Source organism: Arthrobacter subterraneus, assembly GCF_900099735.1.
In the GTDB taxonomy this organism is placed as follows: Bacteria; Actinomycetota; Actinomycetes; order Actinomycetales; family Micrococcaceae; genus Arthrobacter_D; species Arthrobacter_D subterraneus.
On record NZ_FNDT01000001.1, the window covers coordinates 351,383 to 375,589 of the forward strand.

Here is a 24,207-nt window from a genome sequence, read left to right on the forward strand (position 1 = left end):
GAACACCCGGCCGGCCACCGGCCCGGCCCGCCGCCTCCGCAGCAGCCAGGTCCGGACAGGCGGGCCCTGTCTGTGCGTGCCGGGCTGGCCTTCCTGATAGTCATTGCCGTGATCTACCTGCTGACCAGCCACTGGCTGCACGTACTCGACGCCCTGCCCTACGTCCTCGTGGTGGGAATGCTGGGGATGCACCTGTTCGGGCACGGCGGCCACGGCGGCCACGGCGGCCACGGCAACACTACCGGCGGGAGGACGGACGATGCCCGATGACTACGGGTACAACCTCTGGTTCCTGGTGATCCTGAACTCGGCAATCTTCATTATCTTCGCGTTCAGTTTCGTCAAACCCCGGACGAAACCGGACTGGCGGGCCTTCGGCGGGTTCTCCGCCTTCGTGATCGCCCTGTTTACCGAGATGTACGGCTTCCCGCTGACCATCTATTTCCTGTCCGGCTGGCTGGGCAGCCGGTTCCCGGACCTGAACCTGCTGACCCACAATTCCGGTCACCTGTGGCAGGACCTTTTCGGCTGGCAGGGCGACCCGCACCTGAACCCCCTGCACCTGCTGAGCAACGTGCTCATCTTCGCCGGCTTCATCCTGCTGTACCAGGCGTGGCGGATCCTGTATGCGGCCCAGCGGGAACACCGGCTGGCGGTCACCGGCATCTACGCCCGTATGCGCCACCCCCAGTACCTGGGATTCCTGACCATCATGTTCGGCTTCCTGCTGCAGTGGCCCACCATCCTGACACTGATCATGTTTCCGATCCTCGTGGTGGTCTACCACCGGCTGGCCAAACGCGAAGAAAAGGACATCACAGCCGGATTCGGAGACGATTACCTCGACTATGCCCGCCGGGTGCCGGCCTTCATACCGCGGCTGAGGCCGAACAAAACCAGTCCCGGACCGAACCGGCCGCACGGCCCGGACACCCGGTAGCGGCCGGTGCGGCCGCCAGTCTCCGGCAGCCACTCCGGGTTCTCGTAAATGGCTGCTGTACTTGCTGCAGGCGCTCCGGGGGCGGAGCCACCGCTGCCGCCCCCGGCCACCCCTTGGCCGGCCTTACGGGCGGCCCGCAGCGGGACGGTCCGCAGCGGGACGGTCCGCCGGGTCACTGGCTCCGCTTCGCGTATCCTGATGATCCTGACCGGAGGAGGTGAGCACGAACGTTCATGAACCTCTCGGACCGCCCTTCGTCCCGCCTCCGTTCCAGCGGCGGCAGCCACGGTGCTCCCATGCGTAACCGTGACGGAGGCGTCCCTGTGAGACCGGCCGGACCGGGAAATCCCTTGCGGCGGCCGAAGCCGTTACGCATGCTCTGGATCACCTTTGCCTGGGGATCCTGTTTCCTGGCCATCAATATAGGACTGGAGGACGCGCCGGTCCTGTGGTTCGCCGCGTTGCGGGCGCTCCTCGCCGGCGGAGCCCTCCTCGCGGTGGCGGGGCTGCGGCGGGCGCCGATGCCGCGTGGACGGCGGACCTGGCTGCTGATAACGGTGCTGGGCGTTGTCAACGTGTCGGTGGCCTTCGGCGCCATGTTCGGCGGCCTGGTCGGGCTCTCGACGGGGGCCGCCTCGGTCCTGGCCAATGCCCAGCCGTTGCTCATCGTGCTTCCGGCCTGGTGGATCTACAAGGAAAGGATCTCGCCAAGGACTCTGGCCGCGGTCGGTGTTGGCTTTGCGGGACTGCTGGCTGTGGCCGCACCCGGTGGCGCGGGCACCGGGGCATGGCTATCGCTGACCTCGGCTCTGGCAATCACCGCCGGAACACTTATTTCACGGCAGCTGAAGTCCAACGTCCTGCCGGTGATCGGATGGCATTTCGTGGTCGGTGGCGTGGTACTGGCGCTGGCAGCCTGGCTGACCGAGGGCGCCCCGGCCATTAATTGGAGTGCACGGTTCGTCGCCATTCTCCTGTATGTGTCCCTCGTGGGGACCGCCGCGGCATTCCTCGCCTGGTTTACCGAGGTCCAGCACTGCCGCCTGGACACTCTTTCGGCGTGGACCTTCCTGGTGCCGGTATTCGGCATCCTGCTGTCGATACTCATCCTGGGAGAACCCCAGACCTTCTGGAGCATGGCCGGCATGGGCTTGGTTGTGCTGTCCATGGTCTTCCTGACAGCGCCGGGGAAACGCAGCGTCCAAGCGCCCCAATGACTCCCGGACCAGTAGGCGGCACAACAGCCACTGGCCCGGGTGCCCTGCGCCTTGGTAGGCTCCACCTGTCAGAGCGGTCGAAATGCTTAGTTTCCGGAACGCTTGACGCGTGGCAACTTCGAGGAGGCACAGTGAAGGCACTTGTTTACGGCGGACCGGGTCAGAAATCCTGGCAGGACGTACCTGACCCAAGAATCGTCAACCCCACCGACGCCATCGTGCGGATCGACACGACGACCATCTGCGGTACCGACCTGCACATCCTCAAAGGCGATGTCCCCGCCGTCCAGCCCGGACGGATCCTCGGCCATGAAGGAGTCGGCACCATCACGGACGTCGGCGCATCCGTCGGCAATCTCACGGTCGGCGACAGGGTCATCATCTCCTGCATCAAATCGTGCGGGCACTGCGCCAACTGCCGGACAGGGCTGTACTCGCACTGTCTGGGGGATGAAGGACAGTCCGGCATCGGCTGGATTTTCGGCCACCTCATCGACGGCACCCAGGCCGAATACGTGCGCGTGCCTTATGCGGATAACTCATTGCACCGGCTCCCCGAAGGGGTCAGTGACGAGCAGGCGGTCATGCTCTCGGACATCCTGCCGACAGGTTTTGAAATCGGCGTCCAGTACGGCCGGGTCAAGCCCGGCGACACGGTTGCGGTGATCGGCGCCGGTCCGGTAGGACTGGCAGCAATCGCCACGGCAGGACTTTACGGGGCAGCGGCCATCATCGCCATCGACCTCGATGAGAACCGGCTGGAGCAGGCCAGAACCTTCGGCGCCACCGAAACGGTCATCTCCGGCTCCGGCTGGAAAGAACAGGTCCTGGCTTTGACAGATGGCCAGGGCGTGGATGTTGCCATTGAGGCCGTGGGCATCCCCCAGACGTTCGAGATGGCCACCCGGATCGTCCGCCCCGGAGGCAACGTCGCCAACGTCGGCGTACACGGAAAGCCCGTCGAACTGCACCTCGAGGAACTGTGGATCCAGAACATCAACATCAGCACGGGGCTCGTCAACGCCAACACCACGCCCATGCTTCTGAAGCTGGTGGCCCAGCAGAAGCTCCCCGCGGAGAAATTTGCGACCCACCGGTTCACCCTGGACAACATCCTGGACGCCTACGACACCTTCTCCCGGGCATCTGAAACCAACGCTTTGAAAGTTGTCATCACGCGTTAGCCGGCTTCACCTGAAGAGCCCGAAGCAACCCGACCGCAGGCACTACAACGGAACAAGCGGCCTGGAAAGTGTCAGCGTCGCTTCTTCGTACCGCCTCTGCCCGGGCACGTACTGTGACGGGAGATTGGAGCCTCAACTGCCATGAATCTGCGCCTGCCGCGTTATCAGCAGAACCCTGAGCATCGTGCCGGATCCATGCTGTGACGCCGGGTCGATGACCACAAGCGGCGCCGCGCTGCCCTCAGCAAACGGTCCCGGCGCAGACAACGTGGGCAGTGGCACCGCCGAACCCCACGGCGCTGTCCCGGATGATCAGCCAGGCAGTGCGTCGATGACGGAGTGCGCCCCCTGCGTGGCCCGGCCGCTGCCGCTGCCCCAACGCGTGGAGTCAGTCCGGGCGGCCATTGCGGCAGAGCCGGAGCCGCTGGTCACACTGACGCACCTGCTGCAGCTGTGCCGTGACGAGCACCCGGTGCTGCAGGAACGGATACAGGATCCCGCCTGCCGAGCCCGGGCAGCACGGATCGCAGCCGGCGTGATGCCGCTGCTGCCCGCCCAGGCGCCGGGGGCCGTGTTCGGCCCGCAGGCCCGCGGTGCCCTTGCGGCAGCACTGGCCCCGGACCCGGACCTGCCGGCTGTAGTGGTGGCGCGCGCCCTGGCCGAACTGCTCGACGAACACTATTTCCGCAGCTTCATCGAGTCCTTTCGCCGCCGCAGCCCCTACCAGCCGGGGGTGGGCGATCCTATCCCGCTGGACAGTCCCGATCTACGGCAGGTCACCACGCTTCCGCCGACGTCCCCGCCGTGGCGGCTGGCCAACCGCCTGGACGAGACCCGCCACGTCCGGCTGGCCGGCGAGTGGGTCATGCAGTTCCAGGTCGTCTTCGACTACGGTCTGGCCGGCGCACTCAGCGGCCTCATCGGTCCGGACACCATCGTGGCAACCTGCCATCCGAACCAGACGTTAGCCGAGTTCCGGTTCCCTGCCGACACCCGGGGCCGTACCTTCCCGGTCCGCCCCGCGGACGAACAACGCCAGCACCGGGAAATTGACCGGCTGATCGGCGCAGCCGTTGCCGCCGGCGCGAGCATCGTCGTGCTTCCCGAACTGTGCGTCACCGAGCCGCTGGCCGCCCGGCTGCAGGGCTGGACCTGCCGCCCCGACGGGCCGCGGATGCTGGTCGCCGGCAGCTACCATCACGACGGGCACGACGGGCACGACGGGCCGCCGCGGCGGCGCAACACCGCCGTCGCCTATCTGCGCGGCTGCCCGTCCCCACTGACCCAGGACAAGCATTCCCCTGCCGACCGGCCGGTCAACGAAGACATCCAGCCGCCGGGCTGGCCGCAGTTACGCGTCCATGTCAGCGACGACGGATGGCACCTGGTGATGGCGATCTGCCGGGACCTGCTCAACCCGCACGCCGTGCACGCCCTGACCGAGGCCGGCGCCAACCTCCTGCTGGTACCGGCAATGAGCGAGACTATGACCGCCTTCGGTGGCCCCGTGGCGAACCTTGTCGGAGCGGGCCAGGCCTTCGTGGCGGTGGCCAACAACCCCGCCGATTTCTCCGGCCCGGCCGAGCCGACCGCCCGCCGGCCCGCCCGGGCACTGTTCGGCCACCCCGGCTTCGGGCAGCTGACCCGGCTCGTGCAGCCGCCCGGAGCCGAGCCGGGCGTGGCGCTGCTGCACGTGCAGACCGGACAGCTGCAATGGCTGGACACCGGTACCGCCCGGCCGCACCCGGGCCGTACCGGAACCGCGATGCTGCCGGTGTGGGCCGGCCGGCTGGCCCGGCTGACCGGGCCGGCCCGCTTCGGACCGGACCGGTGGCAGTCAACGCAGGTCGCCCTGCGGGCCGCGGCGGCGCTTGTACTGCTCACCGACGACAGCCGGCACGGCCCGGCGGTACTGCTCACCGAACGCGCACCCGACCTGGCCCACTACCCGGGGCAACTGGTCTTTCCCGGCGGCGGCGCCGAAGCCGGCGACGACGGGCCGGCCGCCACAGCGCTGCGCGAGGCCGCCGAGGAAACCGGACTGGACCCGGGCAGCGTACAGATTCTCGGCACCCTGCCCCCGCTGGCGCATCCCGACAGCGGCTTCCTGCTCACCCCGGTACTCGCCTGGTCGGCAGGTCCCGTCTTCACGGGCACGACCAACCTGGCCGAAGTCAGCACACTCACCACCATTCCCCTGCGCCGGCGCGCATACGCAGATCCTGAAGAACGGGCCCTGGCTGCGGACCAGGGAACACCGATTGGTGGTTCCCGGCCTGCCCCGCTTGGAGCCGTCACCGGAACAATCCTCGACCTGCTCAGAGGCATGCTCGACCTGGGCGGGACACCGGATGCCGCGACGGCCGGGGCCGACCCCGTACAAGGAACGGTCCTACCACCACTGACCCTCCGATCCTGGAAGCAGTCACAGTGACAGGTGGCGGGTCAGCGCTTCTTCCGGCGCGCGGTCCAGGCCAGGTAGGAACCCAGCGTAGCGCCCGCGCCGAGTCCTGCCCCCATGAGCGCCCGCGCCCACCGGCGAAACTCTTCCTTGTCGGCAACGACCAGTTCGCCCACACCTCTGATGAATGCGGCGGCGATCAGCCCTGCCACCAGGCGGTTGCCGATGCGCTCGGCCCGCTCCATGAGAGGCTCGAGTTCCGCCGCACGCAGATGCAGTTCGAAGCCGTCGGTATCCATGAGGTCCAGGATCCGGCGAAGCTTTCCGGGCAGCTCGACGCCCAGTTCAGCGGCATCCAGCCCGGCCTGTCCAAACCGCCTGGCATAGGCGGAGGGCGAAAAGCTGTGCAGTGCCAGCCGCTGCGCGTAGGGGCTGAGCGTCTCGGTGAGGTTGAATGCCGGATCCAGCCGGACCCCTATGCCTTCTGCCATGAGAACCATCTTCAGGATCAGCGCGATTTCACGGGGCAGCTGCAGGTGGTGCTCGCGCAACAGCGCGAGCAGCCGGCCGATCAGCGGCGCGATGTCAATCTCGGCCAGCTGGCGGTCCTGATAAAGGGCCAGGACCGCGGTAAGGTCTGCGCGCAGCCGTGCACGGTCCACGGGCCGTTTCGCAACGGACAGGTCCAGCAAGGCCGAGCCGGCCCGCTCCGGGTCGGCTCGGGCCAATGCGACCAGCAGGACAGCGAGTTGCCCCCGCAGCTTCTCGTCCACCTCACCGACCATGCCAAAGTCGATCAGCCCGATGCGGCCGCCCGTTTCGATGAAAAGATTTCCCGGATGCGGGTCGGCGTGGAAAAAGCCGTCCTCGAAGATCATCTGCGCGATGACGCCGACCGCGCGGTTGGCCAGCGCGCGGCGGTCGATCCCGGCCCGGTCCAGGCCTTCGAGGTCATCGACCTTGACCCCGCTGATCCGCTCCAAGGTCAGCACCCGGGAGGTGGTGGTACCCCAAAAAACCCGCGGGATGTGTACGCCCGGATTCCCGGCGAAATTCCCGGCGAACCGTTCCGCGTTACGCCCTTCCTGCAGATAGTCGAGTTCGGCGCGCAGGGTCCGGGCAAATTCCCCGGCCAAACCGGCCAGGTTGTAGTCGGCGGCTGCCTCCCACCGGCGGTCCGCCTGGGCGGCCAGATTCTGCAGGATCTCCAGATCCTCCTGGACGCGTGCAACCACGCCGGGCCGGCGGACCTTGACGACGACGCGGGTCCCGTCGGCGAGCAGGGCAGCGTGTGCCTGTCCGATCGAGGCACTGGCCAGCGGCTCGCTCTCGAACTCGGCGAAGAGCTCCTCCGGGCCGGCGCCGAGTTCCTGCTGTATCAGCCGCCGCACCGTCTCGCCGGGCACGGGCGGTGCCCCGTCCTGGAGCTTGGCCAGCTCCTGCAGATACTCCGGCGGCAGCAGATCCGAACGCGTGGAGAGCAGCTGGCCGAGCTTGATGAACGTCGGGCCGAGCTGTTCAAGGGCCAGCCGAAGGTGTTCCGGATTCGTGTAGGACAGCTCGCGGGACTCATGGCCCAGCACCCCGTGGTGGAACGGGACCCACCGCTCAAGCCCCGTGATCCCGGCGAGGAAGCCCAGTCCATGCCGGGCCAGGACCTCGGCAATCTCCCGGTACCGGCCGGCGTGACTGCTGACGACCACAGGCGCTCCTTGCTGGACGGGCGGGACCGGCGGGGCGGATCGCCGCGAGACGGCCGGAATAACGTCGGTCCCTGAGTAGTTTAACCTGTCCGGAGACCACTGCTACGCCTTGTAGAATAATACCGGTAAACAACCAGCCCCACAGGACGGAAAGAACGGGTCCATGATCAGCACGATAACGGGGCGGACCGCCAGATCCTCGTCCGCCATGTTGCTGACGGTTCTGGGGCTGGCCGCAGTGATCATGGGGATCCTGGGAATGCACGTCATGCCTGCCGGGCATGGATCTGCCGTTCCGGGCGCCACGACGGCTCACGTCACCGCTGCAACGCAGCCGCTAAGCGGGACGGACACACTTCCCTCCGCCGCAGCGCAGAGTGCCGCGGCAATTGCCGTCCCGCACGTTGAGGACGCGGCAGTTGGCGCCACTGAAACGGCTTTCCCGGCGATATCCTTCGACGAAGGCGGCCACGAGCCAGCCATGGCCGCGATCTGCCTTCTTGCCCTGGCCTTGTTGGGCATGGCCGTCCTCTTGGTGCTGTCCACGCTCGGGCGGCTGGCTGTCACGCACCCGGCCGCCGTCCTGCCGGGGCCTCATGGCAATTTACCCTTTAAACGGCCGCCTTCTTTGGTCCAGCTGTCCATCAGCCGTACATAACCCCGGCCCCCGTGGCCGGGGCTGGTATACGTCACAGGCCGCTGCCTTGCTCCGGTGCCCTCTTAATATTTAGCCCGTGTCCGTTGACGTGCGTCCGGCACGTGCTTCGACGCCACCGCCTCCCGGCGCGTCGAGCCAACAGCTCTTGAACCTTGGTCCCTCGTGGAAAGAAAGCCCTCATGAACCGTCTCCTTACCCGCCGCTCGGTCCTCTCAGCCTCCGTAGCCACCGCTACCGCGGCCGCCCTTGCCGCCTGTTCCAATCCTTCGGCCCCGGCCGGCGCAGCCACCCGGATCCTGCCGACCGATCCGCTGATCGCAGACTTCGAAGCCCGCCGCGCCGCCGGCGGGGCGATAGTCACCCAACAACTCACCGCCGCACCGTTCAACACGCAAATCACCGGGAAGTCCCTGACCACCTTGGGCTACAACGGGTCCCTGAACGGCCCGCTGATCCGGGCTAAAACAGGAGACCTGCTCGACATACCGGTGGCGAACAAACTCACCGAAGGCAGCAGCGTGCACTGGCACGGCCTGGCCCTGCGCAACGACGCCGACGGCGTCCAGGGCCTCACCCAGGAGCCGATCGCCGCCGGAGCGGACTACAGCTACCGGTTCCGGCTGGCCCACCCGGGCACCTACTGGTACCACTCCCACTTCGATATGCAGCGCGAGCGTGCCCTTTACGGGGCCCTGGTCATCGAGGATCCGAAAGAGGCCCTGTCCTACGACCAGGAGTGGGTCATCATCCTCGATGACTGGCTCGATGGCATCACCGGCACCCCAGAGGAAGCCCTGGAAGAGCTGTCCATGGGCATGGACATGTCCGGCGGCAACATGGAAGGCATGGACCACGGCGACATGGGCGGGATGGACATGGGCATGAAGCATATGCTCATGGGCGCCACCAGCGACTATCTGGGCGGCGACGCCGGGGACGTGAAGATCCCGGTCCACCTGTTCAACGGAAAACCACCCCAGGATCCCGAGATCCTGGACAGCAGGCCCGGAAACAGGGTCCGGCTGCGGATCATCAATGCCGCCGGCGACACGGCCTACCGGGTCGGCGTGCCCGGGCAGAAGATTACCCTGACCCACACGGACGGCTTCCCCGTCCAGCAGCAGGACGTTGACGCCGTCGTGCTCGGCATGGGCGAACGCATCGATGCCCTGCTCACGGTGCGCGACGGCTACACGCCCGTCCTGGCGCTGCCGGAAGGCAAGGACGGCAATGCCTACGGGCTGATCAGCACGGGCATCGGCACGGCACCGTCAAGCAACCGTCTGCCGAAGGCGCTGGACGGAACCGTCACGGACGGCAGCCGCCTGAAAGCGGACGAGTCCGTCCTGTTCGCCCCCAAGCCGCCTGACCGGGTCCACGAGATGCGGCTGACCGGATCCATGGAGAAATACGACTGGGGCATCAACGGGCGACGCTTTGACATGGCCAATCCGCTCGACGGGGCCTTCGACCTCCGCCTGGACGAGCGCGTACAGGTCAAGATCGTCAACGACACCGACATGTGGCACCCCATGCACCTGCACGGCCACACCTTCCAACTCGCCGGCAACGGTGCCCGCAAGGACACCGTCATCGTCAAACCCAAACAGACGGTGGTCTTCGAATTCGACGCCGACAACCCCGGCCAATGGCTCACCCACTGCCACAACTCCTACCACGCCGAAGCCGGCATGATGGGCGTCTTCTCCTACCTCAAGTAACCGCCCGGGGCCGCCGGCGATGCGCCTGCCCGCCGGGGGCCCGCCCCTACCCCAGGATCATGTTATGCACCCTTCCCTCGCCGCGGAACTCTTCCTCCCGTCGCCCGCCGCCAGCGCCCTCAGTATCGGACGGCTGACAACGGCGGATGGGCATGAACCCCCTGCCGGATGCTCAAGAGGATGGTAGAAGTGCGTCTCTGGCCGGGAACGGCGTATCCGCTGGGGGCCACGTTTGACGGACGCGGCACCAATTTCTCCCTGTTCACCCGGTTCGGTACCGCTGTAACGCTGTGCCTGGTGGACGGGTCCGGTTCCGAAACCCGGGTGCCGCTGACCGAAGCCGATGGATACATCTGGCACGGTTACCTGCCGGGGATAGGACCGGGACAGCGTTACGGATACCGCGTGGACGGCCCCTATGAGCCATCCGCCGGCCACCGCTTCAACCCCAGCAAGTTCCTGCTCGATCCCTACGCCAAGGCCATCGAAGGTGGCCTGCACTGGGATCCCGCGCTTTTTTCATACGGCCAGGCAGATCCCCAACGGCGCGAACACTCCGACTCCCTCCCGCACATGATGCTCGGCATGGTCATTGACCCCGTATTCGACTGGCAGGGTGACACGGCCCCGAATACCCCCTACCACGAGACGGTGATCTACGAGGCCCATGTGAAGGGCCTGACCCGGCTTCACCCCGAGGTACCTGAACGGCTGCGCGGCACCTACGCGGCCGTGGCCCATCCGGCAATCGTGGCGCATCTGCGAAAGCTCGGTGTCACGGCCATCGAATTGATGCCGGTCCAGCAATTCATCCATGACCGGTTCCTGATCGACCGGGGGCTGTCGAATTACTGGGGATACAACACCATCGGGTTCCTCGCCCCGCATAACGGCTATGCCTCCGCACCGGACGCGCTCAGCGCGGTCACGGAATTCAAGACGATGGTCCGCACCCTCCACCAGGCCGGGATCGAGGTCATCCTCGACGTCGTCTACAACCACACCGGCGAAGGCAACCATCTCGGTCCCACCCTCTCCTTCCGGGGCATCGATAACGCCTCCTACTACCGGCTCGACGAGACCCGCCGGGAGTTCTATACGGACTACACGGGGACCGGAAACTCGCTCAATGTCCGCACCCCGCATACCCTGCAGCTCATCATGGATTCCCTGCGGTACTGGGTGACCGAGATGCACGTGGACGGCTTCCGCTTCGATCTGGCAGCTGCCCTGGCCCGGGAGTTCTACGACGTCGACCGGCTCTCCAGCTTTTTCGACCTCGTCCAGCAGGACCCGGTCGTCTCCCAGGTCAAGCTGATTGCCGAACCCTGGGACCTGGGACCCGGCGGCTACCAGGTGGGAAACTTCCCACCGAACTGGAGTGAATGGAACGGAAAATACCGGGACACCATCCGGGATTTCTGGCGCGGCGAACCGTCAACTCTCGGCGAATTCGCCTCCCGCCTGACCGGCTCCTCGGACCTCTACGAACACTCCGGGCGGCGCCCCCGGGCCTCCGTCAACTTCGTCACCGCCCATGACGGCTTCACGTTGGCCGACCTTGTGTCCTACAACGACAAACACAACGAGGCCAACGGGGAAGACAACAGGGACGGCGAAACCCATAACCGGTCCTGGAACGGCGGCATCGAAGGACCCACCAACGACCCGGCCGTCCTGCGGCTGCGCTCCAGGCGCCAACGCAGCCTCATGGCTACGCTGCTGCTCTCACAAGGGGTCCCGATGATCCTGCACGGCGATGAAGTAGGACGGACCCAGCACGGCAACAACAACGCCTACGCCCAGGACTGCGCACTGGCCTGGATCAACTGGGACAGCGCGGACGAGGTCCTGCTGGAATTCACCATCGCCGTCAGCCGGCTGCGCGCGGCACATCCCACCTTCCACCGGCGCCGGTTCTTCAGCGGAGAACCCGTCATCCAACCGGACGGCGGGCAATTGCCCGACGTCGTATGGCTAAGACCGGACGGCAGCCCGATGGCACCCGCGGACTGGACCCGGGGTACCGACCTTTCGCTGGGAATGTATCTGAACGGCAGCGGCATCCGCTGCTCCGACCTCACCGGCAGCACGATGACCGACGCCGACTTCCTGCTCTACTTCAACGCCGGTGCCGAGGCGAGGAAGTTCACCCTGCCACCGGCCCAGTACGCGCCTGGCTGGGAACTCGTCCTGGACAGCTCCCGGGAGGCAGCCCGATCAGGCCTGACCGCGGGGCAGATACTGGAGATCCCACCGCACACTCTCCTCGTTCTTCGGGAACCGGGCAGGACGGTCCATGCCAAAGACCGCTTCAACACCCCATCGTGACCAGGGCCCGGCCCGGGCAGGACCTGGACCGGAGGGGAAACACTGATCCGGAAGCAACTCTCTGGCCGGGCACGGCGCGTCTCCAGAAACGAGCGCAGGCAGGCGGTCCGTCCTGCCCGCCTCCGGCCAAGTTTAACGTGCCCGGACGACGGCGGCGGTCGCCTCGGCGATCGCCGCCTGTTCGTCTGTGGGCACCACCAGCACCGGGATGGCCGAGTCCGGGGCGGAAACCGACCGGGCCTCCTCCGTTCCGCCAGCGGCTTCATTGGCGTCCGGGTCGGCTCTGATGCCCAGTGGCTCGAGCTTGCCCAGCACCTTGGCGCGGAACGGCGCCGAGTTCTCCCCTATGCCGCCGGTCAGCACCACCGCCTTCGCCCCGCCGCAGGCCACGTGGTAGCCGCCGATGTACCTGGCCAGCCGGTGAGCTGCCATTTCCAGCGCCAGCTCCGCTTCCTCGTCCCCGGCGGCTGCGGCGTCGGTGATGGCGCGCATGTCGTTGTGTCCGGCGACTGCCTTGAGCCCGGAATCCCGGTTGAGCAGGTTGTCCAGTTCGTCGGCGGAATAGCCCTGTCGGAGCAGGAAGACCAGTACGCCCGGATCCACGTCGCCGGACCGGGTGCCCATCATCAGGCCCTCCAGCGGTGTGAAGCCCATGGAGGTGTCCACGCTTCGACCGCCGCGCACTGCAGTGGCCGAGGCGCCGTTACCCAGGTGGGCGATGACTCCGTCGAAGTTCGCCCACGGCACGCCCAGCAGCCCGGCGGCACGCCGGCCCACATACTCGACGCTGATGCCGTGGAAACCGTACCGGCGGATGCCATGCCGCCGGTAGAGCCCGTCCGGCAGGGCGTAGCGCCAGGTGTGTTCGGGCAGCGTGCGGTGGAAGGAAGTGTCGAAGACGGCAACCTGCGGCACATTCGGCCAGGCCCGGGTGGCCGCGCGGATGCAGAGCACGGCCGGCGGGTTATGCAGCGGGGCCAGCGGGTTGAGCAGCTCGAGGGCGCGGGTAATCTCGATGTCGATCAGGACGGGACCGGTGAAGCGGCCGCCCCCGTGGACCACCCGGTGCCCGACGGCGCCGAGTTGCCGGTTGCCCAGCGAACCGGCGAGCTCTTCGGCGACCAGTTCGAGGGCCACGGTGTGATCGGCGACCTCGTCCTCGCCGATCCGCTCTATGGCGCCCCGGGCGATCTCCTGTCCGCCCGTTCCCGGGTTGCCGGAGTCGAGTCGGCGCACCGAGTACTTCAGCGATGAGGAGCCGGAGTTGAGTACGAGGACGAGCATCGGTCTGCCTCCTGGGATCGGGTGGGTCCGGTCAGGCTCCGCATTCGCCTGCTGAAGCCTGACCGGCATCCATTCTGCCAAAGCCAGAAGCCCGCGACAGGCACGCTTCCGGTCCTGCAGCCCCCCGCGATCGCGCCCTGATGCTTGGTTGTAGTCCTCTCGTTTGGTTGAACAACCATGGCAGGCCCGTCCCATATCTGCCACACTGGGTCAGGCATGTGCAGGCGCTGAAGGAGGACAGGTCCGTGGACAACGGGGAGAGTTTTCAGGTCGTGGTCGGTTTGGACGGATCGGACGGCTCACGGGCCGCCCTCGGCTGGGCGGTGTCCGAGGCGCGTCTGCGCAGGGGAAAGGTCCGGGCGGTGACCGCGTGGCAGCCTCCTGCGGTAACGGCGGGGATGGAGGGCCTGATTTGGGATCCGGCGTCGTTTGAGGCCGCGGCAAAGAACGAACAAACACGGGTTTTGAAACGCGTACCGGCCGAGGACGTCCCCATCAGCAGGCTGCTGGTCCAGGGATCACCGGCGGCCGTCCTCCTCGACGCTTCTAAGGACGCGGACCTGCTCGTCGTCGGTTCACGAGGACTCGGCGGGTTTAGCGGCCTGCTGCTCGGCTCCGTGTCCACGCACCTCATCCATCACGCAGTCTGCCCCGTATTGGTCGTCAGGCCCCGGCAAGGATCCGCAGCGTAAGCGCACCCAAGAGCTGCGGCCCGGGTCCTGCAACGGGTCAGGAAGCGGATGAGGAGGCCGGTATCAGGGCCTCAGGCGATGGCATAGAGGCGTTAGGCAACCCGCCCCGTATGATCCTCACGGCGGAGCGGGATTTGACGCATAGCTCCCGTGCTGGATGGACACGGGCATGACGCAGGCCGGAGGGTAAACCCAGGCTTCCGGCCGCGTAGACCCAGCCCTATGCGCGGTACCTCATTGATCCGCGGCGCATTGCCGGTCGCGTTCTCGGGCGTGGAGGTGATGCCCGAACAGATCGGGCCGAGGATGTTCGATGAAGAATCTATGTCTCCTTCGAAGGCACGGGAATTGATCAGGCAAGACAAAGTACTTTCCGGTCGAAAATTCCATTACAGCCTCCGGCGCAAGGCATGCCGACGGTCGACGAATCCGAGGAGACCCGGACAGGCACTCGTGAATCCTTTCCCACTCTTTCCAACCGGTTCACGGACTGGGTCCGCGAACCCCGACGCACCGGTTGCCCTCGTCCCTTGTCTTGGTCCTACGTTGTCATGCTGCTAGGTTGGGAACCGCGGCAGGCTTGGTCGCAAATGGTCAGTCCCCAGCGTCTAGGCGGGTTGTTTCAACCATCCCTCCATGGCGTGACGCGGTGACCTCATGTTCGTCCTCTCCAGGCTCTTGCTGCAGCTCTCTAGACCGGAGACTTCATGCCGAAGATGTCCCGAATTGAAACGGCGTTTTGCCGTAGCGCCTCCTGGCATCACTTCACGGGATCTGTCGTCCTGCCCTGGGCACTTCAAGGCCGCGGCATCAGCGGTGATGTGCTGGAACTAGGTGCCGGCAGCGGCGCGATGGCTGCGGCGCTGTTGCAGCAGACACCTGGAATTCGCCTGACGGTCACAGACCTCGATGAGGGCATGCTCGCCAAAGCCCGCGGTCGCCTTCCGCGACCGGGTCCCAAAGTGCAACAAGCGGACGCAACGGCGCTTCCCTTTCAAAGCGCGTCGTTCGATTTTGTGCTTAGTTTCTTGATGCTGCATCACGTCCTGAACTGGCAGGCCGCCATAGCGGAAGCGGCCCGGGTACTAAGACCTGGCGGTATGCTGATCGGTTATGACCTGACGGCCTCGCCGGCAGCCAAGCTGATTCACCTCGTCGACCGATCGCCGCACCGGCTCGTGCAGCCTGCAGAACTGACAGCCACAGCGCGGCTGGCAAGTCTCGATATATCGGTACGCACCGGCCTTATGCGCCAGGTAATGCGGTTCCGTGCACGGAAAAGCTAAATCGTTGCGCGCCGCTGGCCGGTAACCCGCGGCCAAAGCCAGAACCGCGGGCGGCATGATCACCGTAGACGACGGCTAAGGCACATTTAGGCAGGGGAGTCCCCTTGCAGCCCGCGCACGTCGAGTTGCTTCAACCAGCACGAAAACGGAAGAGTAGGGACAGGCGAAGACCGACGTGTTAACCGAACCTAACTTGCCTACCCGGATTACTCGGCGGCAATGTCCCTGACGGCGAGGAGGGTCCGCCGCGCTGCACCCGTACATACAGCACGTGTACCCCCGGCGGTCCGGCCTTACGGCCCAGGCCGGCTGATAGCCTGAGCCGAAGAGACGTCCCTTGGCCGTCCTTTCTTCGAGGAGTTCTTCGTGGTTTTTTTCGATGCCGTTCGCGCACCTGTTGAACCCACTGCCTGGCACTTACGGGCGGCCTCGGACGCTTTGGTTGCCTTCCGGGTGGATCCGGCAGCGGGCTTGGATTCAGCTGAAGCAGAACGCAGGCTGCAGACGGACGGACCCAACGAGCTCCGCACTTCCGCGCGGGTGCCGAGATGGCGGAAGATCCTGGCCCAGTTTCAGGATCCGCTGATCTATCTGCTGCTGGTCGCTATCGCCATCTCCCTGGGCGCCTGGGCGGTTGAAGGCGCGACCGGTGCGCCCATCGATGCGGTGGTCATCGCAGCGGTGGTCTTGCTCAACGCCCTGCTCGGCCTTGTTCAGGAGAACAAGGCGGAGAACGCCGTGGCCGCCCTGAAATCGATGACAGCCGCAACCTCCACAGTGTGGCGCGACGGTGAGCTCAAGACGGTTCCCGCCGCGGAACTGGTCCTCGGTGACATCCTGGTGCTGGGCGAGGGTGACGCCGTCGGGGCTGATGCCCGGCTGATCACGGCCACCGCATTGCGCGTATCGGAAGCCTCGCTGACCGGTGAGAGCGAAGCGGTCTTCAAGGATCCCGCTACCTTGGGCGGGGACGTGCCGCTGGGGGACCGCCTGAACATGGTCTTTAAGGGCACGGCCGTCGTGCAGGGGCGCGGGCTCGCGGTTGTCACCGGGACGGCCATGGAAACCGAAGTGGGTGCCATCGCGGGCATGCTCGAACGGACCGAGTCCGAACCGACTCCCCTTCAGAAGGAAATCGCGGGGGTCAGCAAACTGCTGGGTATCACGGTGATAGTCATCGCCATTGTGGTGATGGTAACCATCGTGCTGGTCAACGAAGTGTCCTCGCTGGCGGATCTGGTCACCGTGCTGCTGCTGGGAGTCTCGCTGGCTGTGGCCGCGGTGCCCGAGGGGCTCCCTGCCATCCTGTCCGTCGTACTGGCCATCGGGGTCCAGCGGATGGCCAGACGCAACGCGGTCGTGAAGGACCTCCACTCGGTGGAAACCCTTGGCTCCGCCTCTGTCATTGCCTCTGACAAGACCGGAACGCTGACCAGGAACGAGATGACGATCGGCCGGATCGTCACCGCATCGGGGCAGATCGAGCTCACCGGCACCGGCTATCGACCCGAAGGCCAGGTTCTTCAAGGAAACCATGAGGCCAGCGATCCGATCGTGCTGCAAGAGGCCAGCATGGTCCTGGCCGGCGGCTCATTCGCCAATAATGCACAGCTGACAGAACACGGCGGCGAGTGGCAAATCCAGGGCGACCCTACCGAAGCTGCGTTCCTGGTTGCTGCCCGGAAGCTGGTCGGAGTTACCGAGCGGGTCGGAGAGCACGAACGGCAGGGCGAAGTCCCGTTCACCTCCGAGCGGAAGCTGATGTCAGCGCTGGCGCGCCACAAGGAGTTCGGCGAGCTCACCCTTGTCACCAAGGGCGCCCCCGATGTCCTCCTGGGGCGCTGCACCCGGATGCAGGTGGGCACGGACATTATCCCGCTGGACGGTACGCTGCGCCGCAAAGCTCTGGCCGATGTCGAGGCCCTGTCGGCCCAGGCCTTCCGCACCCTGGCGGTGGCCTACCGGCGATATGGAGAGCAGGACCGTCACGAAGCGGAGGTGATCGACGAGGCTGATGAAAACGCCCTCGTCTATCTCGGCGTTGCCGGCATTATTGACCCACCCCGTGCCGAAGCGGCAGTTGCCGTGGCGGAGGCCCGACGCGCAGGCATCCGGGTGGTGATGATCACCGGTGACCACCCCGTAACCGCCGCCCGGATTGCCAGTGATCTGGGTATTTCCCAACCGGGGGAGAAAGCAGTGACCGGAGCCCGGCTCGATGAACTCGACGACGCGGGTCTGCGGGCCGCCGCCGGTTCCGCGTCCGTCTACGCGCGGGTGTCCCCTCACAACAAGCTTCAGATCATCGACGCGATGCAGGCACAGGGCAATGTCGTTGCCATGACCGGAGACGGGGTCAATGACGCCCCGGCCCTGAAGTCAGCAGACATCGGCATTGCCATGGGCATTACGGGAACCGAGGTGACCAAGGAAGCTTCGAAGATGATTCTCGGCGACGACAACTTCGCCACCATTGTCTCAGCGGTGCGCCAGGGCCGGGTCATCTTCGATAACATCGAAAAATTCCTGCGCTATCTTCTTTCCTCCAATATGGGGGAAGTCTTCACTGTTTTCCTCGGCGTGGTCTTCGCCGGCACCCTGGGTTTGGCAGGTGCAGGCGGCGAGGCAGTAGCACTGCCTCTGCTGGCCACCCAGATCCTGTGGATCAACCTCGTCACCGACTCCGGGCCCGCGCTGGCCATGGGATTTGACCCGGAAATAGACGACGTAATGTCCCGCCCGCCGCGGAAGATAACCGACCGCGTCCTTGGGCGGCGGATGTGGCTCGGTATATTGGCCGTCGGCCTCGTCATGGGCATTGCCTCGCTGCTGACCATCGACATCTTCCTGCCCGGCGGTCTCGTCGATGGCAGCGACTCCCTGGACGTGGCCCGGACCGCCGGGTTCACCACGCTGGTCCTCGCGCAGCTGTTCAACGCCTTCAACTCCCGTTCGGACACAACCAGCGCGTTCCACCGGCTTTTCGTCAACAAGTGGCTGTGGGGCGCCGCCGTGCTCGCGGTTGCCCTTCAGCTGGCCGTGGTGGAACTGCCGCTGCTGCAACAGGCCTTTGGGACCGCGTCCCTGGACGCGGCGCACTGGGCAGTCTGCATCGGCATGGCATCCGCGGTGTTGTGGTTCGACGAACTCCGCAAACTGCTCTACAGATCAATCCGAAAGAATCAACCCACCGCAGCACCACGAGGATGAGGCTCAACAATGCAGGAGCCCTGGAACGCTCGGGTCACGAGTTGCTTTCAGAGCACACCCCCGTTTGAAGCACCATTGGATGTGCATCACCGATCGTCAGTCCCCCCGTGCGTTCTTCTAAGACCCGCTTAGACGAGACTTACACAGCAATTGGGAGGAGTTGGCACGCACACACGTCCGTATCTCCGACTCACCTCCGGGCGCTATCCAACCGACGCACGACTCGCCCAGCTTATCGGCGAACACACGATGAAGAGTGACGAATTCGCGAGCCTTTGGGCTGAAGGCGACGTCGTCGACTGCGTCGACTACACCGTCGCCCTAGCGGGAGCAGGATTCGATATACCCCAAGCTCACGGCACTACCCCTTGGCTATTTTAGAGACCGCACCACCAGTGGGTCCTTTGAACAACAGAGCAGCATTCTCGACGAAACCAAACCGCGGGCGCTGGCGCTGGCGGTAACCGTATCCTTGTTAGATCGGGAACGACGTCGTCGAGCTCGACGGCAGCTACGCCGGCTAGCAAACCTGGCAGAACTCCGGCCGGTTAATCAAAGCATAGAACCACCGGCACCGCACGGCTCGAAGAACCCGCTGTCAGGAACGGCCTGGCCGTGTACGAAAAGAGATAAGGAATCCCTTCATGATGAACGGCTTTGGTATGGACGGGATGGGGCTTGCGTGGATCTTCTGGCTTCTGCTGATCGCGGGCCTGGTCACGCTCGCCGTGGTGCTGGTCAAAGCCTTCACCCGCAACGCCGGCGGAAACGCGCCCGCCGATGGGCAGGGATTACCGCGCACGGGTGCGGGCCATGCCCGGGCCCGGGAGATCCTTGAGGAGCGTTACGCCCGCGGGGAGATCAGCACGGAGGAATACCAGGAACGGCGGCGGATCCTGGATGAGGAGGGCAGGTGAGGCAGCTGACACGCCGCCAGTTGCTGGCACTGGGTGCGGTCGGGGCCGGTGCTACGGCTGCCGGCGGTGCCGGGCTGTGGCTGACCACCGGCACCGGCTCCGGCTCCGGATACGCCGGGGGTGAGGACCTGGCCGAACCCCAGGTGCTGGCCAGCCGCGGCGGCGTACTGGAACTGGACCTGACCGCCGCGCCGGCACGGGTCCGCGTCGGCGGGCGGGAGGCCTCCGTTCAGGCGTTCAACGGCTCCCTGCCCGGCCCGACCCTGCGGGTGCACGCTGGCGACACGATCCGGATCACGATGCGCAACGGGCTGCAGGCTCCCACGAACCTGCACGTGCACGGACTGCACGTCTCCCCGCAGGGCAACAGCGACAACCCCTTCGTCAGCATTGACCCCGGCGGGTCCTTCGACTACGAGTTCAGCCTGCCCGGGGACCACCCGCCGGGTACCTACTGGTACCACCCCCACCGCCACGGCCACGTCGCCGACCAGGTCGCCGCCGGCCTCTACGGGGCCATCGTGGTGGAAGACCCCGACCCGGTCCCGGTCACCCGGGACCGGGTGCTGGTGGTCTCCGACCTGTCCCTCGACGCCGACGGCAATCTCGCCGAGGTAAACCAGATGCAGCAGATGATGGGACGCGAGGGACAGATCGTCCTGGTCAACGGGCAGGTCCGCCCGCAACTGCGCGCCGCCCCCGGAGAACGGGAGCGGTGGCGGATCATCAACGCCTGCCCCTCCCGGTACCTGCGCCTGGCACTGGAGGGCCAGGGGGTCCGGCTGCTCAGCCGGGACCTCGGACGCCTGCCGGTCCCCGAGGACGTCACCGAAGTGGTTCTCGCCCCTGGCAACCGCATTGAGCTGCTCGTGGAAACGCGCCAAGGAGCCTCCGCCCTCACGGCTGCCCCCGTGGACCGCGGCAACATGAACGGCATGATGGGCGGGGCCATGAGGGGTGCCAACGTACCCGGTGGCGATCCGGTCGAACTGCTCACCCTGGCCGTCTCGGGAAGCGCGGACGCAGACCCCGGGCCCGTGCCCGAAGGCCGGCCCCTGCGCGATCTGCGGAACGAGCCGGTCATCGCCGCACGCACCTTGGACTTCGCCATGGGCATGAATGGAAACATGGGCAGGGGAATGGGCAACGGACAGGGTGCCAGGATGGCCTTCACCATCAACGGACGGGAGTTCGACCCCGAACGGCTCGACGAGTCGGTAGCAGCCGGGACCGTGGAGGAGTGGATCCTGACCAACTCCAGCCCCATGGACCACCCCATCCATTTGCACGTGTGGCCCATGCAGATCGTCCAGGACGGCGACCGCGACGTGACCGAGCCTAAATGGCAGGACGTCGTCAACGTCCCGGCCCGCAGCAAGGTGAAAGTCCGGGTGGCCTTCGACGACTTCGCCGGCCGCACCGTGATCCACTGCCACATCCTGGACCACGAAGACCAAGGTATGATGGCCACCGTCCAAGCCCGCTGACCCGCCAGCGGGCTTCGACCGTGGTCATCATTGCAACCCTTGGCTCTGCGACCCCGCCGCGAAACCGGGACGGCCTTGCTCCAGGTCCGTTCGCATTCGAAACCAGCACCGGCTACAAAGCGGGCACCACGTTTCGAAGGAAACCACCATGAAACGCTTTACTGCCCTCTCTGCAACGGCCGTCACAGCCGCCCTTTTCCTGGCAGGCTGCGCCTCCGACACCGGATCGGACACTGCCGCGGAGACCACGCAGGGCGTGGAAACCATGTCCCAGTCCCCTTCCGCTGCCTCTTCCGGGGTTGCCGGTGACCACAACAGTGCTGATGTGATGTTCGCGCAGATGACGACTCCGCACCACGAGCAGGCCGTGCAGATGAGCGAGATCATGCTGGCTAAAGACGGCTTGGACGCGCAGATCACGCAGCTGGCCGAAGAAATCAAGGCCGCCCAGGGGCCCGAAATCGAGAAAGTGACCGGCTGGCTCGAGGCCTGGGGCGAGCCGACGGAAACGTCCGGCGGCCATGCCATGGAAGGCATGATGAGCCCGGATGATCTCGGGAAGCTCGAAGCCGCCCAGAGCGATGACGCAGCCCGGATGTTTCTGGACCAGATGATCGAGCACCAGGAAGGCGCCGTCGCGATGGCCGAAGAGGAAGTGGCCAACGGCTCCAATCCGGAGGCAGTTGCCCTGGCCAAGCAGGTCGTGGAAGACCAGGAAGCGGAGATCGAGAAGATGAAGGATCTTATCGCCGCTCTCTGACACCTCCTGTCTCCCCATTCCCGGGCACTGGCTCTAATCCCGTGCCTCGACGAGTTCACCTTCCGGTTCAACCGGCGCACGTCCAAGAGCCGTGGATTGCTCTTCTACCGTCTGCTGGACCAGGCCGTGAACACCGGTCCTCATCCACTGAACACCGGTCCTCATCCACTGAAAACGCTCGTTATCCCGGAAAGCGAGAAGGACTTCAGCTAAGCAGATACCTAATATCTGTGTACTAAAAAATGTCAGTGGCGCGGGGCAGACTGTGGTGCATGAATCAGATTCCGGTAGAACAGGTCCTGGGGCGGTATTTCTCGGCAAGCGCTGCGGGCAGACACCCCGCCACGGTTGAGCGGTACGGGCGGGTACTTGCCCATCTGCGCTTCTTCCTTGAGCAGGAAGGGGACTCCACCGTCAGCGCGGACGTTGGTGCGCTACTCGCTCTGGAGCGTCAGTTCGAGCCGGAGGGCGCCTTCGAACGCCTTCTGGGCGCCGAACAGCTTGTCTACGCACTCCCCCGTTTCCTGAGCCCGCCCTGGCTACTGCCAGATTTCCATGACCGGCTCGCACAGATCAGCCTGGTTTCACGGCTGGTGCAGTGGCTATGCAGCCGCGAGCTCGTGGACAGCCGGTGGCACCGCCACGCAGTGATGCAGACCCGCGCTGCGGCTGAAAAGGCACGGCGGCGGGCAACCACGTGAAGGCGAGTTGGCCGGTCCGAGGCTGGCATGGCCCGTGCGCACCCGGTTCAGCGCGAGCGGGCCATGCAGCGATCACGCTGGCCCTGACCGGGCGTGCACTCATTCGGCGTCGCACCGACCACTGCCTCGTTCGCAACGACCACTGCCTGCCGCGCGGTCTCAAACCTGCGCACCTGCAAAGCGCGAGCCGAGGATTCGGGCGTTCAGTTCAGTGAGCAACCGATCAGGAGCGGTTCCGGATGCAGCCGGATGCCGAAGCGCTCTTCCACGCCGTCCGCTACCAGCCGCGCGATGCTCAACAGGTCCTCGGCCGAAGCACCGCCCCGGTTGGTGACGGCCAGCGTGTGCTTCGTGGACAGCGAGGCACGGCCGCCCGCGGCCCGGAACCCGGCGTCGGCAGCAAGACCGAATCCCTTGCCGAACCCTGCCTGCTCAATGAGCCAAGCCGCGCTGAGCTTTACGGCGCTTCCGGGCATCGGATAGCGCGGGGCTCCCTCAGGCAGGGACGCAGCGTCCGCCGCGTCCACCACCGGATTGGTGAAGAATGACCCGGTGCTGTAGGTGTCACGGTCGGCTGAATCGAGAACCATACCCTTGGCCGCGCGCAGCTTCAGGACGGCGCGGCGCACATCGGTGGCGTACGCCCGCTCCCCGACTGCAACGCCGAGTTCACGGGCCAGCTCCGCGTACCGCACCGGCGCGCTCATCCGGCCGAGCCCCAGCTGGAACTGCACCGTGAGCACCACAAAGCGGGGCGAGCCAGCATCAGTGGTGCGCTTAAGCAGGGAATCGCGGTAGCCGAACTTCAAGTCCGCGTTGGCCAGCGACCGGATGGACTGCGTCTGGCGGTCATAGGTGCGGACCATCGCAATGGTCTGTGACACTTCCGCCCCATACGCGCCCACGTTCTGCACCGGGACCGCGCCGGTGGAACCAGGAATCCCCGACAATGCCTCAAGGCCCGAATACGCGTGGCGCACGGTGTATTCGACGAGCTCGTCCCAGGGCTGGCCCGCCTGAGCGGTGACCATCACGCCTCCGCAGGTGGCGTCGTCGTCGTTCACTGTGAATCCGGTGGTGGCAATCCGGATCACCGTACCGGCGAAGCCGCTGTCCGCCACCAGCAGGTTGGACCCGCCGCCCAGCAGCAGGAGCGGTTCGCCTGCGGCGTCAGCGGATCGGATCGCTTCGATCAGCTCAGGCTCGGTGCGGGCCTCAACGAGTGTGCGGGCGGGACCACCGACGGCGGACGTGGTGAAGTCGGCCAGGGAGGTCACCAGATCCGCACCACTGCCTGGGCCTTGACCAGAACCTTCTGCCCGCCGGCGGAGACCGTCAGGTCGATCCGGGCGGTCGAGTTGTCCGTATCAATCGCCCCGACCACACCGGTCACTTCCACGGTTGCGCCGGGAACCCCGGGCTGGGCAGTGGTGTCCTCGACGACAACCGGACGGGTGAAGCGGGTCTGGTAATCGACGACGGCGGTCGGATCGCCGATCCAGTCGGTCACCGCCTGGACGGCCGACCCCATGGTGAACATACCGTGCGCAATGACGCCCGGTAGATCCACTCCACGGGCGAAGGACTCGTTCCAGTGAATGGGGTTGAAGTCGCCGGATGCCCCTGCGTACTTCACGAGGTCCAACCGGGTGACCTCGATCGTCGAGCGGCCGACCTCCTGGCCTACCTCAAGGTCCGTCAGTGTGATGGCCATG

General features: G+C 65.9%; 20 protein-coding genes. 16 read left to right on the forward strand and 4 right to left on the reverse strand.

Annotated features, from left to right (window positions below):
- The first annotated feature begins 72 nt into the window (after positions 1-72).
- The 5 genes from BLS52_RS01635 to BLS52_RS18755 all read left to right on the forward strand — a co-directional run bounded on the left by BLS52_RS01635 (position 73) and on the right by BLS52_RS18755 (position 5,775).
- Positions 73-270 (forward strand): DUF2933 domain-containing protein, encoded by a 198-nt coding sequence (locus BLS52_RS01635; protein ID WP_217636713.1) that lies wholly within the window; start codon positions 73-75, stop codon positions 268-270.
- Positions 260-940, forward strand: a complete 681-nt coding sequence (locus tag BLS52_RS01640; RefSeq protein ID WP_071416368.1) for a methyltransferase family protein — start codon at positions 260-262, stop codon at positions 938-940. Before BLS52_RS01635 ends, BLS52_RS01640 begins: the two co-directional genes overlap by 11 nt.
- 374 nt (positions 941-1,314) lie before the next feature.
- Positions 1,315-2,157, forward strand: a complete 843-nt coding sequence (locus tag BLS52_RS01645; RefSeq protein WP_197521562.1) for a DMT family transporter — start codon at positions 1,315-1,317, stop codon at positions 2,155-2,157.
- 131 nt (positions 2,158-2,288) lie between these two features.
- Positions 2,289-3,341, forward strand: coding sequence for a zinc-dependent alcohol dehydrogenase family protein (locus BLS52_RS01650; protein ID WP_071416367.1), 1,053 nt, complete (start codon positions 2,289-2,291; stop codon positions 3,339-3,341).
- Positions 3,342-3,555: 214 nt separating this feature from the next.
- Entirely contained in the window at positions 3,556-5,775 is a 2,220-nt protein-coding gene (locus BLS52_RS18755; protein WP_245702647.1) for an NUDIX domain-containing protein, read from the forward strand.
- An 11-nt stretch (positions 5,776-5,786) separates the two neighbouring features.
- On the opposite strand, the gene BLS52_RS01660 is transcribed toward BLS52_RS18755, so the two are convergent.
- On the reverse strand, positions 5,787-7,445 hold the full coding sequence (locus BLS52_RS01660; RefSeq protein ID WP_071416365.1) for an ABC1 kinase family protein: 1,659 nt from the start codon (positions 7,443-7,445) through the stop codon (positions 5,787-5,789).
- 163 nt (positions 7,446-7,608) lie between these two features.
- Here BLS52_RS01660 and BLS52_RS01665 point away from each other — a divergent pair, with 163 nt between their 5' ends.
- The 3 genes from BLS52_RS01665 (at position 7,609) to glgX (ending at position 12,155) form a co-directional block, all read left to right on the forward strand.
- Positions 7,609-8,103, forward strand: a complete 495-nt coding sequence (locus BLS52_RS01665) for a DUF6153 family protein (protein ID WP_071416364.1) — start codon at positions 7,609-7,611, stop codon at positions 8,101-8,103.
- Positions 8,104-8,282: 179 nt separating this feature from the next.
- Positions 8,283-9,824: a multicopper oxidase family protein gene (locus BLS52_RS01670; RefSeq protein WP_071416363.1), complete on the forward strand. Its 1,542-nt coding sequence runs from the start codon at positions 8,283-8,285 to the stop codon at positions 9,822-9,824.
- 189 nt (positions 9,825-10,013) lie between these two features.
- On the forward strand, positions 10,014-12,155 hold the full coding sequence (glgX, locus tag BLS52_RS01675) for a glycogen debranching protein GlgX (protein WP_084798164.1): 2,142 nt from the start codon (positions 10,014-10,016) through the stop codon (positions 12,153-12,155).
- 132 nt (positions 12,156-12,287) lie between these two features.
- Here the strand turns inward: glgX and BLS52_RS01680 are convergent, their stop codons facing one another.
- Positions 12,288-13,439 (reverse strand): acetate/propionate family kinase, encoded by a 1,152-nt coding sequence (locus BLS52_RS01680; protein ID WP_071416361.1) that lies wholly within the window; start codon positions 13,437-13,439, stop codon positions 12,288-12,290.
- 245 nt (positions 13,440-13,684) lie between these two features.
- Between BLS52_RS01680 and BLS52_RS01685 the strand changes: the two genes are divergently transcribed.
- From BLS52_RS01685 to BLS52_RS01715, 8 genes are all read left to right on the forward strand, one after another.
- Positions 13,685-14,131 (forward strand): universal stress protein, encoded by a 447-nt coding sequence (locus BLS52_RS01685; RefSeq protein WP_090584495.1) that lies wholly within the window; start codon positions 13,685-13,687, stop codon positions 14,129-14,131.
- A 707-nt stretch (positions 14,132-14,838) separates the two neighbouring features.
- Complete coding sequence (locus tag BLS52_RS01690) at positions 14,839-15,417, forward strand: class I SAM-dependent methyltransferase (protein WP_090584249.1); 579 nt, start codon at positions 14,839-14,841, stop codon at positions 15,415-15,417.
- A 366-nt stretch (positions 15,418-15,783) separates the two neighbouring features.
- Positions 15,784-18,627 carry a cation-translocating P-type ATPase gene (locus BLS52_RS01695; protein WP_090584250.1) on the forward strand — a complete coding sequence of 948 codons (2,844 nt, stop codon included), beginning with the start codon at positions 15,784-15,786 and terminating at the stop codon, positions 18,625-18,627.
- 150 nt (positions 18,628-18,777) lie between these two features.
- On the forward strand, positions 18,778-19,008 hold the full coding sequence (locus BLS52_RS19105; protein ID WP_217636714.1) for an MmyB family transcriptional regulator: 231 nt from the start codon (positions 18,778-18,780) through the stop codon (positions 19,006-19,008).
- 263 nt (positions 19,009-19,271) lie between these two features.
- Positions 19,272-19,544, forward strand: a complete 273-nt coding sequence (locus BLS52_RS01700) for an SHOCT domain-containing protein (RefSeq protein ID WP_071416358.1) — start codon at positions 19,272-19,274, stop codon at positions 19,542-19,544.
- Positions 19,541-21,031: a multicopper oxidase family protein gene (locus BLS52_RS01705; protein WP_090584251.1), complete on the forward strand. Its 1,491-nt coding sequence runs from the start codon at positions 19,541-19,543 to the stop codon at positions 21,029-21,031. The genes BLS52_RS01700 and BLS52_RS01705 overlap by 4 nt, the downstream gene beginning before the upstream one ends.
- 148 nt (positions 21,032-21,179) lie before the next feature.
- Positions 21,180-21,791 (forward strand): DUF305 domain-containing protein, encoded by a 612-nt coding sequence (locus BLS52_RS01710; protein WP_090584252.1) that lies wholly within the window; start codon positions 21,180-21,182, stop codon positions 21,789-21,791.
- A gap of 272 nt (positions 21,792-22,063) precedes the next feature.
- Positions 22,064-22,492 carry a hypothetical protein gene (locus BLS52_RS01715; protein WP_090584253.1) on the forward strand — a complete coding sequence of 143 codons (429 nt, stop codon included), beginning with the start codon at positions 22,064-22,066 and terminating at the stop codon, positions 22,490-22,492.
- Between the two features lie 203 nt (positions 22,493-22,695).
- On the opposite strand, the gene BLS52_RS01720 is transcribed toward BLS52_RS01715, so the two are convergent.
- Positions 22,696-23,769: a UDP-N-acetylmuramate dehydrogenase gene (locus BLS52_RS01720; RefSeq protein ID WP_090584254.1), complete on the reverse strand. Its 1,074-nt coding sequence runs from the start codon at positions 23,767-23,769 to the stop codon at positions 22,696-22,698.
- Entirely contained in the window at positions 23,766-24,206 is a 441-nt protein-coding gene (locus tag BLS52_RS01725) for a MaoC family dehydratase (protein WP_090584255.1), read from the reverse strand. Before BLS52_RS01725 ends, BLS52_RS01720 begins: the two co-directional genes overlap by 4 nt.
- Position 24,207 lies beyond the last annotated feature (1 nt).

Coding starts and splice junctions, on each gene's coding strand:
- BLS52_RS01640 (WP_071416368.1), top strand. CDS start 260: ATGCCCGATGACTACGGGTACAACCTCTGGTTCCTGGTGATCCTGAAC.
- BLS52_RS01645 (WP_197521562.1), top strand. CDS start 1,315: ATGCTCTGGATCACCTTTGCCTGGGGATCCTGTTTCCTGGCCATCAAT.
- BLS52_RS18755 (WP_245702647.1), top strand. CDS start 3,556: ATGACCACAAGCGGCGCCGCGCTGCCCTCAGCAAACGGTCCCGGCGCA.
- BLS52_RS01665 (WP_071416364.1), top strand. CDS start 7,609: ATGATCAGCACGATAACGGGGCGGACCGCCAGATCCTCGTCCGCCATG.
- BLS52_RS01670 (WP_071416363.1), top strand. CDS start 8,283: ATGAACCGTCTCCTTACCCGCCGCTCGGTCCTCTCAGCCTCCGTAGCC.
- BLS52_RS01680 (WP_071416361.1), bottom strand. CDS start 13,439: ATGCTCGTCCTCGTACTCAACTCCGGCTCCTCATCGCTGAAGTACTCG.
- BLS52_RS01690 (WP_090584249.1), top strand. CDS start 14,839: ATGCCGAAGATGTCCCGAATTGAAACGGCGTTTTGCCGTAGCGCCTCC.
- BLS52_RS01700 (WP_071416358.1), top strand. CDS start 19,272: ATGATGAACGGCTTTGGTATGGACGGGATGGGGCTTGCGTGGATCTTC.
- BLS52_RS01710 (WP_090584252.1), top strand. CDS start 21,180: ATGAAACGCTTTACTGCCCTCTCTGCAACGGCCGTCACAGCCGCCCTT.
- BLS52_RS01715 (WP_090584253.1), top strand. CDS start 22,064: ATGAATCAGATTCCGGTAGAACAGGTCCTGGGGCGGTATTTCTCGGCA.
- BLS52_RS01725 (WP_090584255.1), bottom strand. CDS start 24,206: ATGGCCATCACACTGACGGACCTTGAGGTAGGCCAGGAGGTCGGCCGC.